At 65.2% G+C, this 15,838-nt stretch carries 8 protein-coding genes; 6 read left to right on the top strand and 2 right to left on the bottom strand.

Going from position 1 to position 15,838, the window contains the following annotated elements:
* Positions 1-60: 60 nt before the first annotated feature.
* Positions 61-2,370: a penicillin-binding protein 1C gene (gene pbpC, locus ABWK72_RS00280; protein ID WP_367872774.1), complete on the top strand. Its 2,310-nt coding sequence runs from the start codon at positions 61-63 to the stop codon at positions 2,368-2,370.
* 113 nt (positions 2,371-2,483) lie between these two features.
* Here the strand turns inward: pbpC and ABWK72_RS00275 are convergent, their stop codons facing one another.
* Both ABWK72_RS00275 and ABWK72_RS00270 read right to left on the bottom strand, forming a co-directional pair.
* The gene (locus tag ABWK72_RS00275) at positions 2,484-4,514 is read right to left on the bottom strand and encodes a M13 family metallopeptidase (protein ID WP_367872773.1); all 2,031 of its coding nucleotides are present in this window, start codon (positions 4,512-4,514) and stop codon (positions 2,484-2,486) included.
* A 320-nt stretch (positions 4,515-4,834) separates the two neighbouring features.
* The gene (locus tag ABWK72_RS00270; RefSeq protein ID WP_367872772.1) at positions 4,835-5,476 is read right to left on the bottom strand and encodes a hypothetical protein; all 642 of its coding nucleotides are present in this window, start codon (positions 5,474-5,476) and stop codon (positions 4,835-4,837) included.
* A gap of 273 nt (positions 5,477-5,749) precedes the next feature.
* Between ABWK72_RS00270 and ABWK72_RS00265 the strand changes: the two genes are divergently transcribed.
* The 5 genes from ABWK72_RS00265 (at position 5,750) to ABWK72_RS00245 (ending at position 15,811) form a co-directional block, all read left to right on the top strand.
* Entirely contained in the window at positions 5,750-7,348 is a 1,599-nt protein-coding gene (locus ABWK72_RS00265; RefSeq protein WP_367872771.1) for an arylsulfatase, read from the top strand.
* A gap of 24 nt (positions 7,349-7,372) precedes the next feature.
* A complete protein-coding gene (locus ABWK72_RS00260; protein WP_367872770.1) occupies positions 7,373-8,350 on the top strand; it encodes an HAD family hydrolase in 978 nt (325 codons plus the stop codon).
* A gap of 28 nt (positions 8,351-8,378) precedes the next feature.
* Positions 8,379-9,578 carry a formylglycine-generating enzyme family protein gene (locus ABWK72_RS00255; protein ID WP_367872769.1) on the top strand — a complete coding sequence of 400 codons (1,200 nt, stop codon included), beginning with the start codon at positions 8,379-8,381 and terminating at the stop codon, positions 9,576-9,578.
* A gap of 112 nt (positions 9,579-9,690) precedes the next feature.
* A complete protein-coding gene (locus tag ABWK72_RS00250) occupies positions 9,691-11,346 on the top strand; it encodes an esterase/lipase family protein (protein ID WP_367872767.1) in 1,656 nt (551 codons plus the stop codon).
* Positions 11,347-11,485: 139 nt separating this feature from the next.
* Complete coding sequence (locus ABWK72_RS00245) at positions 11,486-15,811, top strand: Ig-like domain-containing protein (RefSeq protein WP_367872766.1); 4,326 nt, start codon at positions 11,486-11,488, stop codon at positions 15,809-15,811.
* Positions 15,812-15,838 lie beyond the last annotated feature (27 nt).

Raw genomic sequence — 15,838 nt, 5'->3', positions numbered from 1 at the left:
TTCGCCTGACCAATGGGGCGGACTAAAGTCCGCGCTCCCGGGAAATGCCCGAGCCAATCCATGAGACGCCTCCTCCACCTCGGCATCCGATGGCAACGGCGTTTCACTTGGACCGCCGTCATCGCCCTCCTGCTCCTCGCCCTCGCCTGGACCTTCCTGCCGAAGCCCGAGCTCTACCCGGAAAGCATCACCTGGTCGCGGATGGTCCGCGATCGCCACGGCACGCTTCTCCAGGTCTCCCCTGCCCTCGATGGCCGCTACCGCTTGCGCACTCCGCTGGCGGAAATCCAACCGGCCCTGATCCGCGCGACCTTGCAGAAGGAGGACCGCTACTTCCGCTCGCACCCCGGCGTGAATCCTTTCGCCGTCGCGCGGGCGGCTTGGGGAAAGGTCACCGGCGATGACGCGGGCGGGGCCTCGACCCTGACCATGCAGGTGGCGCGCCTGCGCTGGCAGATGGAAACCCGCGGTGCCGGAGGCAAGCTGCTGCAGATGTTCCGCGCGCTGCAGCTCGAGCGCCATTACTCGAAGGACCAGATCCTCGAAGCCTACCTCAATCTCGCGCCCTACGGCGGCAATGTCGAAGGCGCGGGTGCCGCCGCCCTGCTCTGGTGCGGACGCCCGGCCAGCGATCTCACCGAGCGCGAGGCCTTCGCCCTGAGCGTGATCCCGCAGAGCCCGGCGACCCGCCATCCCGGCAAGGAAAACGACCGCCCGCGGATTGCCGCCGCGCAGGCCCGCCTGATCGCTTCTCTCGATGCCGAGGACCCGCTGCGCCGCGATCCGCTTTCGGCGTCCTTCACCCTGATCCCCCGCTCCGATCCGCCGCATGAGGCGCCCCACTTCTGCCGCCGGATGATGATCACCGATTCCCGCGCGACCATCGATACCAGCCTCGACCTGCGCTACCAGCGGTCCTTGGAACGCGGCATCCGCGCCTCGCTCGAACGCAGCGCGGAGATCGGCATCAATAACGCCTGCGCCCTCCTGATCCACGCGCCGAGCCGGGAGGTGCTGGCCTACGTCGGCTCCGGCGATTACCATGACCGCAGTATTTCCGGAATGGTCGATGGCCTGCGCGCCAAGCGTTCGCCGGGCTCCGCGCTCAAGCCCTTCGTCTACGGCCTCGCGTTGGAGCAAGGCATCATCCATCCGCGCAGCCTGCTGGTGGATGGACCGATGACCTTCGGCGACTACAACCCCGAGAACTTCGAGCGCGAATTCATGGGCCCCCTCAATGCCCGCGAGGCCCTGCTGCGCAGCCGCAATATCCCGGCCGTCGACCTCGCCCGCCGCCTCTCCGGTGATGGCCTCTACGGCCTGATGAAGCGCGGCGGGGTGAAGTTCGATCACCCCTCATCCTACTACGGCCTCTCCCTCACCCTCGGCGGTGCCGGCGTCACCCCGCTCGAACTCGCCGCCCTCTACGCGGCCCTCGCCGATGACGGGCGCTATCGTCCCTTGGGCTTCGGCGGAAAGAGCAAGGACGAGGCCGGACCCGTCCTCTTAGACCCCGCTTCCCGCTACCTCGTCCTCGAGATGCTGCGCGGCGGCAGCGACCTCGGCGCGGAATACGGCTTCACCAGCCGCAGTCCCGGCGTCTCATGGAAGACCGGCACTTCCCACGGCTTCCGCGATGCCTGGGCCGCGGGCATCCAGGGCGACTACGTGCTGCTGGTCTGGATGGGCAACTTCTCCGGCCGCGGCAATAACGCCCTCGTCGCCCGCAAGTGCGCGGCCCCGCTGCTCTTCGATCTCTTCGCCCGGCTCGACCTTCCCGACAAGCCGCGCCCGGTCCCGCCCGGCGTGGTGTCCGCGGAAATCTGCCCGCAGTCCGGATGCCTCTCCGGCCCGCATTGCCCGCACCACCGGACCTCGCACTTCATCTCCGGCATCTCGCCGATCCGCGTCTGCGAACTGCACCGCGAGATCCTCGTCGACGGCACAAGCGGCCTGCGCGTGGCCCACGACGACGGTCGCCCGGGCCTGCGCCGCGAGGTCTGCGAATTCTGGCCGCCGGACTTGCTCGCCCTCTTCCGCAAGGCTGGCGTCCCGCGCCGCGAGCCCCCGCCGCCGGAGAACGGCGTGGCTACCGTGGAAGGCCAGGATCCCGGCAGCGCGCCCGAGATCATCTCCCCCCTCGCCGGGCGGATCTACCTGGCCGGAGACGAGAACGAAAGCATCGCCCTCCAGGCCAAGCCTGCCGCGGGCGTCGCGCAGCTCTACTGGTTCTGCGATGACGCCTTCCTCGGCAGTTCCCCGCCAAGCGGCGACCTCACCTGGCAGCCCGCCACCGGCCGGCGGACCCTGCGCGTCGTCGACGACCACGGCCGCGGCTCGGCGGTTTCGATCACCGTGCGGAGCAGGTAACCCGTGCCCCGGAACGGCACGGGGGTGGTGCCCCGAACGGCACGCCACCCGTAGCCCCGAACGGCACGCAAAGGTTATCCCTCTTAAGGGTACCCCCTTGGATTATTCCTCACTCACCAGATCCGGACCCGATCCTCGGGAGCCACGTAGAGCTTGTCGCCGGGCTGGATGTTGAAGGCGTCGTACCACGCATCGATGTTCCGCAGCACCAGGTTGACGCGGGCAACGGCGGGCGAATGCGGGTCGGTGTGGAGCTGCTTGATGAGCGCCTCCTCACGGATCTTCTGGCGCCAGACCTGGGCCCAGCCGAGGAAGACGCGCTGGTCGCCGCTGAGGCCGTCGAGGACCGGTGCGGGCTTGCCATCGAGCGAGGCGCGGTAGGCGGCGAGGGCGAGGCTGATCCCGCCCATGTCGCCGATGTTCTCGCCCATCGTCAGCTTACCGTCGATGTGCTCGCCGGGAAGGATCTCGGGGGTGGAGTATTGCACGCCGAGTTGTTCCGCGCGCTTGTCGAAGTTCGCCGCATCCTCCGCCGTCCACCAATCCTTGAGCACGCCGTCGCCGTTCGACTTGCGGCCCTGGTCGTCGAAGCCGTGGCTGATCTCGTGGCCGATCACGCCGCCGATGCCGCCGTAGTTCACCGCCGGGTCGGCCTGCGGGTCGAAGAAGGGCGGCTGCAGGATCGCGGCCGGGAAGACGATCTCGTTCATCGTCGAGTTGTAGTAGGCATTCACCTTCTGCGGCGGCATGCCCCACTCCTTGCGGTCCACCGGCTGGTCGAGGCGGTCGAGATTGCGCTGCCAGCCGAAGCGGCTGCCGCGGCGGATGTTCCCTAACAGGTCGTCCGGGGCCACCTGGAAAGCGGAGTAGTCGCGGAACCGGTCCGGGTAGCCGATCTTCACGTTGAACTTCGCGAGTTTCTCCTGCGCGGCCTTCTTGGTCTCCTCGCCCATCCAATCGAGCTTGTCGATACGCAGGGCGAGCACCTTGCGGACGTTGGCGACGAGCTCGAGCATCTGGCGCTTCGACTCGGCCGGGAAGTAGCGGGCCACGTAGACCTTGCCGACCTCCTCGCCGAGCGCGTCATTGGTGGCGGCGACGGCGCGCTTCCAGCGGGCCAGCGGTTCGGGCTGGCCGGAGAGGGTTTTGGCGCGGAAGTCGAAATGCGCATCCACGAAGGGCGGCGAGAGGAAGGGTGCCGCGGCATCCGCCACGCCGAAGGCGGCCCAGGCCTTGAGGGTTTCCAAGGGGGTCTCGGCGAAGAGCTTGGCCTTGACCGGGAAGGCGGACTTGTCGCTCACCACGATCTTCTCCACCGCGGCGAGGCCGCGGGTCTTGAGCAGGCCCGGGTAGTCGTAGCCGTCCGCGAAGGCCGTGAGCTCGGCCGGGGTCATCGGATTGTAGGTCTTGTCGCGGTTGCGGAGTTCCGAGCGCGCCCAGCTAGCTTCCGCGAGAAGGGTCTCGTAGGCTACGATCTCCTTCGCCCGGGTCTCTGCTTCCGGCCAGCCGGTGAGGGTCAGGATCGCAGCGACGTAGGCTTCATACTTCGCCTTGATCGCGGCGAAGGAGGGTTTGGAGTAGTAGTCCTTGTCCGGCAGGCCGAGTCCGCCGGAACCCATCGAGACCCGGTAGCGGGTAGGGTCCTTCGGATCGGGGCCGATGCCCGCGCCGAAGAGGCCGCGGTGGAGACCGTCCGGCTTGTCGAGGAACGAGGAGAGTTCCTCGCGGGTGGCGGCGGCCTTGATCTCCGCGAGGTCAGGCTCGATCGGCTTGGCACCCAGACTGGCGGCGCGGGCCTCGTCCATGTAGGCCGCGTAGAAGGCCGCGATCTTGGCGGTCGCGGGAGTCGGGGTCTTCACCGCTTCTTCGAGGATGCCGCGGACCCGGGCTTCGGAGAGGAGGGTCAGGGCATCGAAGTTTCCGAAGCGCACGCGGTCCTGCGGGATCACCGTGCGCTCCACGAACTTGCCATTCGCGTAGGCGTAGAAGTCATCGCCCGGCTTCACTTCGAGATTCCGGCCGGAGAGGTCGAAGCCCCAGCTTCCGAAGCGCTCGGCGACGAGGGCAACGGGCTCGGCGGACAGGGTGGCCGCGGAGAGGCACAGCGCCGGAATGAGGCAGGAAAGTCGGGAAATGCGGTTCATGGAGAAGAGTGGGCAAGCATCTGACGGGCCCATTCAGCGCGGTGGTGGGGCGGGGTCAAGCTGGCGGAGGGCTTTGGAGCTTTCGTTTTGTGATGCTTCAAGCACGGCTCTACCGCTGGGAGCGCGGAGCCACTGGCCCGCAGAATGGTCCAAGTGGCACCGGGCAGAGGGGTGGCATGCAGCAAAGCGACGGCACTATCCACACGCGGCACGTGAATTGCCGGGCAGCAAGGGATGCTTCTGCGGGCCGGTGGCTCCGCGCTCCCAGCGGAAGAGCCGTCCGTTCCAACACGACGACACGATATGCGGTAGCATGCCGCTCACTCCACCGGGACGACGGTGACGGTCAGGCTGCCGGGGACGCCGGGGAGGTCGATGACCTGCGGGACGCCGGGGAGGCCGGCGATGAAGACGGGGGTCTCGCTGCGGACGAAGTTCGGGAGATCGACCCGGTTGTCGGTGAGCACGACCTTGCGCGAGCCGTCCACGATCGGGGAGATCGCTTCGCCCGGGGCGCGGCTGAAGCCGATGAATTTCTCATGGCTGACGCTGCCCTGGACGACGACGAAGGCACCCCGCGGCTTGGCCTTGAGCACGGCGCGGTAGCCGAGATTGCGCGTCTGGAAGTCGGTGGGTGTGGAGGGCGTCACCGGATAAGCACCGGCGAAGGTCTTCTTGGTGAAGCCCGCGACCTCGGCGGGATTGTAGGCGGCGGGGTAGATGAATTCCTTCTCAATCGCCACGACCGCTTCCCGGCCCGGCTTGGCGGTGACGGTGCTGGGCATGGCCTGCACCGGCTTGCCCTTGCTGTCCTTGAACTCGAGGGTGATGGCGTATTCCCGGGGTGTCTTGGTGGCACGGCCGGAGAGTTCCGCATAGCGGTCGATGGCGACCGATGATGTGGAGTTGCTGCACTGGGAAAGGAGCGCGACGGAGCCGGCGAGCAGGAGGGTCTTCTTCATGATTACCCGAAGGCATTATCAGGCGGGGACGGGGCGTCAACCTCGCATGGAGTGGCAGTAGAAGCCCGATCGCCCTTCGTTCATGCTCAGCCGAACATTGCACCATTGGGCAGAATGTCTCTCACCATAGGCCAATATCGCATCTGCCTATAACTCCCAAAGATACCCGCCAGGAGCTACAACCGATTTCACCATGCCCCCTTTTGCCGGCAGCGAACCGATCAGAGTAACCCACGGGCATTTGCCCGCAGCAACCCCAAATACCAATCAGACATGAAACCGAAAGCACGACGCCGGGGACTCATCCTCGCCACGGCACTGGCCATCACGGCGGCATCCGCCCAAGACAAGAAGCCGAACATCCTCGTCATCATGGGCGACGACATCGGGTGGTTCAATCCGAGCTGCTACAACAGCGGGATGATGGGCTACCGCACGCCCAACATCGACCGCATCGCGGCGGAAGGGGGGCGCTTCACCGACTGGTACGGCCAGCAAAGCTGCACCGCCGGACGGGCGGCGTTCATCACCGGCCAGTCGCCGATCCGCACCGGGTTGACTAAGGTCGGGCTGCCGGGCTCGGACATCGGCTTGCAGGCCGAAGACCCCAGCGTCGCCGATTTCATGAAGAACCTGGGCTACGCGACGGGACAGTTCGGCAAGAACCACCTTGGCGATCTCAACAAGTTCCTGCCGACCATGCACGGGTTCGACGAGTTCTTCGGCAACCTCTACCACCTCAATGCCGAGGAAGAGCCGGAGAATCCGGATTACCCGAAGTCACCCGAGTTCAGGAAGAAATTCGGCCCTCGAGGAGTCATGCACACCTGGGCTACCGACGCCGAAGACGCCTCCGTCGATCCACAGTTCGGCAAAGTGGGCAAGCAGAAGATCGAGAACACCGGAGCGCTCACCATCGAGCGCATGAAAACCATCGACGACGAGTTCACCGATGCGGCCATGGCATGGATGGACAAGCAGGCCAAGGCCAACAAACCGTTCTTGTGTTATTACAACTCCACTCGAATGCACGTCTTTACGCATCTCAAGAAAGAGAGCGAAGGCAAGACGGGCCAGGGGCTTTATCCCGACGGCATGGCCGAACACGATGGCCACGTCGGGCAGCTACTTAAGAAGCTCGACGACCTCGGCGTCGCCAACAACACCATTGTCGTCTACACTACCGACAACGGTGCTGAAGTCTTCACCTGGCCTGACGGTGGCACCACGCCGTTCAAGGGCGAGAAGGCGACCGGCTGGGAAGGTGCCTTCCGCGTGCCGACCCTCATCCGCTGGCCCGGCGTGATCAAGCCGGGGCAGGTGATCAACGATGTCTGCGCCCATGAGGACCTGATTCCCACCTTCGCCGCCGCCGCGGGCGAGCCCGATCTCGTCGCCAAGGTGATGAAGGGCTACGAGGCCAACGGCAAGACCTTCAAGGTGCATCTCGATGGATACAACCTCATGCCGTTACTGAAGGGTGAGGTGAAGGAGTCACCGCGCAAAGAATTCATCTATTGGTCCGACGACGGCGACCTGATGGCCATTCGCTACGAGCAGTGGAAAGCTGCTTTCTTCGAGCAACACACGGAGATTTCCCCCCGGACACCGGTCGGGGTGTGGCAGGGACAGTTCACCAAGCTGCGCCTCCCGAACTTGTATAACCTACGCAGCGATCCATTCGAGCGCGGCCCGACGAGCATCTACTACGGCGACTGGATGGCTCATCGGGCATTCATCCAAGTCCCGATGCAGGGATTCGCCGCCAGGTGGCTGGAGAGCTTCAGGGAGTTCCCGCCGAGGCAAAAACCCGCGAGTTTCAACCTCGATGATGTGATGCGGACGATGTCGGAAACGGGCGGTAAAAACTAGCTTCCCCAAGCTTACCTATCAACCATGAAAACATTCGCCCTTGCCTTCGTCAGCGCGGCGCTCATCGGCGCGCTCCATGCCACGGATCCCCTGCCCTCTTGGAGAGATACCGCGCCGAAGCAGGCGATCGTCTCCTTCGTGGAGAAGGTGACGAAGGAAGGCTCCGCGGACTTCGTGCCGGTGCCCGAGCGGATCGCGACCTTCGACAACGACGGCACGCTGTGGTCGGAGCAGCCGGCGTATTTCCAATTCTTCTTCGTGGTGGACCGGGTGAAGGCGCTGGCACCGCAGCATCCGGAGTGGAAGGAGCAGGAGCCCTTCGCCTCCCTCCTGAAGGGCGACATGAAAGGTGCGCTGGCGGGTGGTGAAAAGGGCCTGGTCGCGATGCTGGCGGCGACCCACTCGGGCATGACGACGGATGATTTCGAGAAGGAGGTCGGCGATTGGATCGCGACGGCCAAGCATCCCAAGAGCGGCAAGCTCTTCACCGCGATGGTCTATCAGCCGATGCTGGAGCTGCTGGCCTATCTGCGTGCGAACGGCTTCAAGACCTTCATCGTTTCCGGCGGCGGGATCGAGTTCATGCGACCGTGGGTGGAGAAGACCTACGGCATCCCGCCGGAGCAGGTGGTCGGCAGCAGCGGCGGCCTGAAGTATGAAATGCGGGATGGCAAACCGGTCCTCCTGAAGACTCCGGAGTTGGTCCACAACGATGACAAGGACGGCAAGCCGGTGGGCATCCAGCGGCACATCGGGCGGCGCCCGATCGCGGCCTTCGGGAATTCGGACGGCGACTTCCAGATGCTGGAATGGACCACCAGCGGCAAGGGCGCGCGGCTCGGCATGATCGTCCACCACACCGATGCCGAGCGGGAGGTCGCCTACGACCGCGAGTCCCACATCGGCAAGCTCGACAAGGGCCTAGATGCCGCGAAGACGAAGGGCTGGACACTGATCAGCATGAAGGACGACTGGTCCGCCATTTATCCGCCCGCGCCCTGAATACCCGGTCCAAACCTTATCCGACATCATGAGCCAGCGCACCTTATCGACACGCCACGCCACGCCGGAAAGCGGCGGGGTGAATCCCATTCACTTCTGGATCGCGGGCGGTGCGCTGGCGATCGCGGGTGCGGGGGCCTTCGGGCTGGTCCTGTGGAAGGACGGGCAGCGCGCCGCAGCGCCCGCGGCGAAGGCGGCGGAAACTTCCGGCGCGATCCATGCGGGATTTGCTCCGACGGTGCCTAACAAGACCGCCGAGCCCGCCTCCGCCACGGCTGGGATGGTGTGGATTCCCGGTGGCGAATTCTCGATGGGCAGCAACGATTCCGGCGAGTCGCTGTGCGGGGAGCCCGGCGTGACGCGCGACGCCCAGCCGATCCACCGCGTGCACGTGGATGCCTTCTGGATGGATGCGACGGAGGTGACCAACGAGCAGTTCCAGAAGTTCGTGGTGGCCACCGGCTATGTGACCGTGGCCGAAATCAAGCCGACGCAGGAGGAGTTCCCCACCGCGCCGCCGGAGAATCTGGTGGCCGGGTCCACCGTCTTCACGCCGACGCCGCAGCCGGTGAAACTGAGCAATTATTTCCAGTGGTGGAGCTACGTTCACGGGGCGGACTGGCGGCATCCCGCGGGACCGGGGAGCGACCTGTTAGGCCGCGAGAAATTCCCGGTGGTGCAGATCGCCTATGAGGATGCGGAGGCCTACGCGAAGTGGGCTGGCAAGCGGCTGCCGACGGAGTCCGAATGGGAATTCGCGGCGCGGGGCGGCAAGGCGGGCATGCTCTATCCCTGGGGGGATGACTTGAAGCCCGGCGGGAGATTCCAGGCGAACATCTATGAGGGCAAGTTCCCTGTCATCGGCGGCGATAGCGGTGAGGATGGCCACAAGGGCATCGCGCCGGTCGCACAGTTCGCGCCGAATGGATACGGCCTGCACGATGTGGCGGGCAATGTCTGGGAGTGGTGCAGCGACTGGTATCGCGTGGACACCTACGACCGCCTGAAGGTGAGCGGCGGAGTGGCGCGCAATCCGAAGGGACCCCCGAGCCCGTATGACCCCGCGGAGCCGACCGAGAAGAAGCGGGTCCACCGCGGCGGCTCCTTCCTGTGCACGGACCTGTATTGCTCCCGCTACATGGTCGGCACGCGCGGCAAGGGCGAGGTGCGGACCGCGAGCAATCACCTGGGCTTCCGCTGTGTGATGGTGCCGGCGGACAAGCCGTAGTTTGCAGTGGTCACCGCCCGCTATTCGCCAGAACTCCAGATCCCGTCGGGGGGAACTGCTCGGGATAATCTTCAAAGCATTGCTTTAACCCGCTCCTCGAGTCCTTTCCATCATGCGATCTCCGACGCCACGAATCACGCGTGTGCTGCCGCTGCTGGCAGTGTTCCTCCTGGGTGCCTGCTCCGCGCCGATCTCCTATCACGAGGTCAGATCGAAGACCCCGCGGGGTGACTACGTTGTCTCGCCACTCTCCGATGCGCTGCGCGAATTGGAGGCCGGCAAGGCATCGAGCGATCCCATCATCGCCAGCGGTCATTTCTTCGACAGCGCCCGGCTCGCGGGGGGCAAGGCGCTGGCCGGGGAGACCGGTGCCGTGGCCCTCTACAATCACGCGGTGGCCCGTCTGGTCGAGCGCTTGGAGGAAAGCAAATCCCTCCCCTGGGGCGGCCGCATCACCCTCGGCTCCGGGGCGGGAGCCCGCACGCTGGGCGGGAAGCTGGAGCCCGGCGCACCTGCCGCACCGCGGACGTACCTGACGGTGGACACTCTCGACTTCAAAGGCAAATACGGCGAGTTCAAGGCAGTTCGCCCCGGCGTCGGTGCGCCCTTGGTCGCCCTGTGGGCGGAGGATCGCGATTTCCGGAAGAGCTACGGTGTCCGGCGCGCCCATACCGCGCTGACCGCGATCCTGCGCTTCCATGGGGCCAATACCGGCACCTTGGAACTCCATGATCCGCTCGACGAGGAGAAGATCTCCATCGCCGGCCGGAATCCCACGCTGGCCGCGGATTTCAGCGCTCCCGCCTCCCTGCTGCTCGCGGTGGACCGGCCCGACAAGCTCGGCCTGATCCGCCTGCTCAATCCGCAGAAATATTCGGACACCGCCCGTCTCAGCCGTCTCCAGAAGTACGATAAGGATCGTATCCCCGTTCTCTTCGTCCACGGATTGCAAGACACTCCGGCCACCTGGGCGCCGATGTTCTTCCATCTGATCAATGACCCGCTGATCCGGGCGAAGTATCAGTTCTGGGTCTTCAGCTACCCGAGCGGCTACCCTTATCCTTACTCTGCCACCTTGCTGCGCAAGGAGCTGGACGGCATCAAGCGGACCTTCCCCGATCACAAGAAGATGGTCATCGTCGGCCACAGCATGGGCGGCATCATCTCCCGCCTGATGGTCACGGACGCGGGTGAGAAGATCTTCCGCGGGATCTTCGGCAAGGGTCCGGACGAGATAAAGCTCACCGGTGCCAGCCGCAAATTGCTGCTGGATGCCTACGTCTTCCGCCATCGCGCGGAGATCAACCGCGCGATCTTCATTTCCGCGCCGCACCGTGGTTCGGAATTCGCCTCGAACTGGATCGGCCGCTTCGGCTCGAGACTGGTGCGTGCTCCGTCGTTCCTGGCCGACGCGCGAAACGCCCTGGCCTCCGTCGCCACCGCCGATGTCGCCGCACTTCAGCTCAATCGCGCGCCGAACAGCATCGACACGCTTTCACCGGAGAACCCCTTCGTCCGCGAGGTCAACAAACTGCCGATCGCGCCGGGTATCACCTATCACTCGATCATGGGCGACCGCGGCAAGGGCGGCAACAAGGACCACACCCCGCCTGTCAGCACCGATGGCTTCGTGCCGTACTGGAGCTCCCATCTCGATGGCGCGGCCTCGGAGAAGATCGTGCCTTCCCACCACAGCGCCCATCAGAATCCGGAAGGGATCGCGGAGGTCATGCGGATCTTGAAGCTGAATCTCGGATCCAAGCGCTGACTCTGCCGGTTGACAGTTTCGTCACGCCCGACTTGGCACGCGGGCGGCGCATGTGACCAAACTTTCATGTCCCGTTTTCCTCACACGATGGGTGTTTCCCCGGAAAGGGGTCTGCGCGTTCTCTAGCAGACTGCCGTCCATGATCCATCCTTCGCCGGGCTTTGCCCGCATCCTCGCCGTTGTCGCCGCCCCTCTCGCCGCTTCGGCGGCGGAGTTCGGCACCCTTCAGGTCACCCAGTTGGCCAATAACAACAACGCCCTGAGCACCGCGTCCCCGGGGATCGCGCTGGCGGCCGGGCCGGGAAGCAGCGCGGGCGGCACCTATCTGCTCCAGGCGAACCGCGCGGACTACAATCTGGATTTCGGACGTTCCAGCGACATCGCCGCAGGGGTTCTGGTGAGTTCGGTGGCGGAACTGCTGCGCAACGACAGCGCCAAGGGCGGGCCGGCTGCGGGCGATTTCAACGCCACGAGCAGCTTCGGCATCAATGCGGAGACTTCCAAGTATTGGATCGCGATTCACTGGGCGGAGGCCGATGACAATCTGGAAGCGAACTACAATGTCTCCTATGCCTACCTGCCCTACGACCAGTTCCCCGGCGGGGTGGCGAGCAATGCGGAGAACGGCGGCGAGTTGACCCTCTTCACCGGCAGCCCGGGTCTCGCACTGGACAGCCAGCTCACGGATGACGTGGCGACGGCGGGCATCTACCACCTGGATCTCAGCGGCCTCGCCGCGGATGCCGCGCAGCATGGGGTCCTGCTGGTGACGGGTGCGAAGAACGAGGACAACCACGCGCTGTCCCGGGCCAATGCGGACGGCAGCTTCGACCTCTTCTGCCACGACAACGGGGCCAATGGCGCGAGCTACGAGAATGACGGTGTGGGCTTCTCCTATCTTTCCACCGCAGCGGTGGGAACGAACCGCTTGGCCGCGATCGGCCGCGTGAATGGCGATGGCTCGACCGATGTCGCGGCCGGAACTTTCACCGTCACCAAAGGGCCGAAGGGCCGCTGGTTCTTGCAGATCCCGGGGCAATCGCAGGCCACGGGAACGCTGATCGTCAGCCCGGAAGGTGGGGATGCGAACAATGTGGACAACATCGTGGCGGCGGCATGGGACGCGCCTAACAGCCGTTGGATCATCGAAAGCCGCGACCTCAGCGGAGTGGCTCCGCAGACGCCGGGCCTGCAGGACATGGCGCGTGTGGACGAGGACGTCTTCAGCTTCGCGTTCTTCCAACTGGACGCGCAGACCGGTCCGCCAACGATCACCGCGCAGGTTCCGGCGAACGAGGCGATCAAAGTCCCCCAAGACGCCCCGCTCACCGCGCTGGCCAGCGATCCGGACGGCGGCAATCTGACCGTGAGCTATCATGGCCGCCGGGTGGCAGCGGTGGATCCCGCGGGTGACTTCAGCGTGGCGGCGCTGCCGGATACGCAGTTCTACTCGGAGAACACCGGCGGGAACCGTGCCGCGATCTTCTCCGCGCAGACCGACTGGATCGTGGCGGAGCGCGAGAGCCGGAACATCGGCTTCGTCCTCCATCTGGGTGACATCACCCAGCGCGGCGACAATCCCGCTACCGCCGATGGGGAGTGGGCGAATGCCTCCAATGCGATGTATCGCCTGGAGAATCCGAGCACCACGCAGTTGGAAGAAGGTGTGCCCTACATCATGGCGGTGGGCAACCACGACCAGACGCCGATCGGGGACGCGGATGGCACGTCGATCGGATTCAACACCTTCTTCGGCGTGCATCCGGATACCGGCGAAAATCACTTCCGGAACATGTCCTACTATGGAGGCACCTCCGAGCCGTCCAGGGCGGACAACAACTACACGCTCTTCACCGCCGGCGGGATCGACTTCATCGTCATCAGCCTGGAGTACGACACCACGCCGGACAGCGCGGACCTGAACTGGGCAGACAGCCTGCTAAAGGCGCATCCCGCCCGCCGCGGCATCGTGATCACCCACCACATGGTGAACACCGGCAATCCTGCGAACTTCAGCACGCTGGGCTCCGCAATCTATCAGGCCCTGAAGGACAATCCGAACCTGATCCTGATGCACGGCGGCCACGTCGCCGGGGAAGGACGTCGCAGCGATACCTTCGAAGGCCGCACCGTGCACTCGATCCTGGCCGACTACCAGGGACGCAGCAATGGTGGCGACGGCTGGCTGCGGATCATGAAGTTCCGCCCCGCGCTCAACCGCGTGGAGGTGCAGACTTACTCGCCCACGCTCGATCAATGGGAGACCGATGCCGACAGCCAGTTCTCGCTCAATGTGAATCTCAAGGGCGGGATGGGGCCCTTCACGGAGATCGGACGAATGGTATCGGCACCCGGCAATGCGACGATGACCTGGCAGGGCCTCGAGGCCGGCACCCGCTACGAATGGTATGCGACGGTCAGCGACGGCACGACCACGGTTTCGACGCCGGTGCGCTCCTTCGTCACCAGCGGTGTGCTCTTCTCCCCCACGGTCGACATTACCGCTCCTGCCAATGGCGCCCTTCATGCGAGCCCTGCGAATGTGGCGCTTCAGGCAGCAGCTTCGGATCTCGATGGCACGGTGGTGAAGGTCCAATTTTACTCCGGCACGCAATTGCTCGGTGAAGACAGTTCCGCTCCCTACTCCTTCGCTTGGAATGGCGTCCCGACCGGCAGCTACACCGTCATCGCCAAGGCGATCGACAACGACGGCGGCACTACCTCCTCCGCGCCGGTGTCCGTGCAGGTGGTGACCGAACCTCCGGCCCCGGATGTCAGCACCGCCTCCGCCGGACTCATCAGTCCGAACTGGGTGATCAGCGGCTCCTCGGCATCGCCGCGGCAATTCACGGCACCGGGCAGCAACGTCGGGGACATCGCCGTGAAGATCAATGGCACCGCGCCCGCGTTCCTGGCCGGGGTCACGCCGGTGACGAATTGGGAGAGCCCGGCCAATGGCGCGGCGATCTCCGGCGACAACATCTCCACCGCCTATGCCGATGCCAACGGCAAGGTGGCGATCAGCGTGCTGGACAATAGCAACCCGAACGTCGCCGATTCCAATCCTGCGGCCAGCGAGGAATCCGCGGGGGTTTCCGCAGCGTTCCTTCCCTACTCGGGAGGCTGGATCGGTGCCAGCGTCTCCACGGAGGCGGTGATCCTGGGCAAGAACCTGCCCGCCGGTGTCGAAGTCCGCCGCAGCGGCGATGGCGTCTACACGATCTCCGGCCTGGCGATCACGGGGAACATGCTGGCCTTCGCCAATGGCAACGGCGGCGCGAGCGGTGACAACGTGGTCTCGGTGCGGCGCTCCAACGGCCAATGGCAGGTGGACGTGCGCGACAATGCCGGCGATAGCCAGAACGGAGACTTCAGCTTTCTCTACGTGCCCGCCGCCACACCCGGTGTTCTCAGCGGGATGATCAACCAGGGCGGGAGCATCACTGCCTTGAGCGAGCGGCTCTCCACTCTCGGAGCCACCGGCACGAAGACCGCGAACTACTTCCAGCTCCAGTTCGGCGACGGCACGGTGATCAATCCTTCGAACTGCGCGCTGTTCCTCACCGGGGACTCCGGCGATTCCATGACCGCCAGCGAGAACATCGTGAGCTACTCCGGAAATGGAAACGCTTTCCGGATCTACTCGCAGGATCTGCCGGAGTTGAGCGGCGGCTTCCAGGCGACCGATATCCGCTTCGTGGCGATCCCCTTCGGCCCCCAGGCCGCGCAAGTGCCATCCACCGTCAGCGTCGTGGCAAACGATGCCAACTGCGGGGAATACGGCGGCGACCGCATGCTGCGCTTCACCTTTACGCGGACCGGTTCCACCACCACCCCGCTGCAGGTCACGTATGCCACGGGCGGCACGGCGACCCCGGGAGCGGATTTCAGCACAACGGCCGGGACCATCCAGTTCCCGGCGGGCATCGCCTTCGTGGAACTCACGGTCCATGCCCTCTCCGACTCATCGCCGGAGGGTGACGAGACGGTCACGATCTCGGTGATCGGTGGCGATCTCTATCACCTTGGTGCCAACGCGCTTGCCACCGGCGTGATCCAGGACCGCCCGCTGCAGGCTTATCTCCATGCGGGCGGGATGTCAGCCCCGGAAGAAGATGACGATGGTGACGGGGTGGAGAACATCCTGGAATACTATCTAGGCACTGCGGCAGGCAATTCTTCAGGCGCTGTTCTCCGCGTCCAGGGCCGGCTTGAAGACGGGAGCTATACGGTGCGCTTCCCGCACGCGAAGTCGGCGACCGATGTCATCGCCATCGCCGAATGGTCCGACGATCTTGTCTCCTGGCACCTCTCCGGGGAGACCGCGGACGGTCGCACGGCGGCCATCGTCACCCGCATCGTTTCACCCGCGGGCGAAGATCCGGAGACATTGGAAGCGGTGCTCACCTTCAGCCCGGAGCCGCCGCCCGCGGGGGTATACGTCCGGCTCCGGGTGAGTCCGTGATGGCAGGGGCGTGCTGGCAACACGGAC

Origin of the sequence: Luteolibacter sp. Populi, from assembly GCF_040801775.1 — a bacterium.
Classification (GTDB): Bacteria; Verrucomicrobiota; Verrucomicrobiia; order Verrucomicrobiales; family Akkermansiaceae; genus Haloferula.
The sequence above is the reverse complement of the archived record's forward strand: the minus strand, read 5'-3'. Positions and strand labels throughout refer to the sequence as shown.

What these genes read in the sequence shown, in the direction of transcription:
- pbpC (WP_367872774.1), top strand. Translation starts at nt 61, where the DNA reads ATGAGACGCCTCCTCCACCTCGGCATCCGATGGCAACGGCGTTTCACT.
- ABWK72_RS00275 (WP_367872773.1), bottom strand. Translation starts at nt 4,514, where the DNA reads ATGAACCGCATTTCCCGACTTTCCTGCCTCATTCCGGCGCTGTGCCTC.
- ABWK72_RS00270 (WP_367872772.1), bottom strand. Translation starts at nt 5,476, where the DNA reads ATGAAGAAGACCCTCCTGCTCGCCGGCTCCGTCGCGCTCCTTTCCCAG.
- ABWK72_RS00265 (WP_367872771.1), top strand. Translation starts at nt 5,750, where the DNA reads ATGAAACCGAAAGCACGACGCCGGGGACTCATCCTCGCCACGGCACTG.
- ABWK72_RS00260 (WP_367872770.1), top strand. Translation starts at nt 7,373, where the DNA reads ATGAAAACATTCGCCCTTGCCTTCGTCAGCGCGGCGCTCATCGGCGCG.
- ABWK72_RS00255 (WP_367872769.1), top strand. Translation starts at nt 8,379, where the DNA reads ATGAGCCAGCGCACCTTATCGACACGCCACGCCACGCCGGAAAGCGGC.
- ABWK72_RS00250 (WP_367872767.1), top strand. Translation starts at nt 9,691, where the DNA reads ATGCGATCTCCGACGCCACGAATCACGCGTGTGCTGCCGCTGCTGGCA.
- ABWK72_RS00245 (WP_367872766.1), top strand. Translation starts at nt 11,486, where the DNA reads ATGATCCATCCTTCGCCGGGCTTTGCCCGCATCCTCGCCGTTGTCGCC.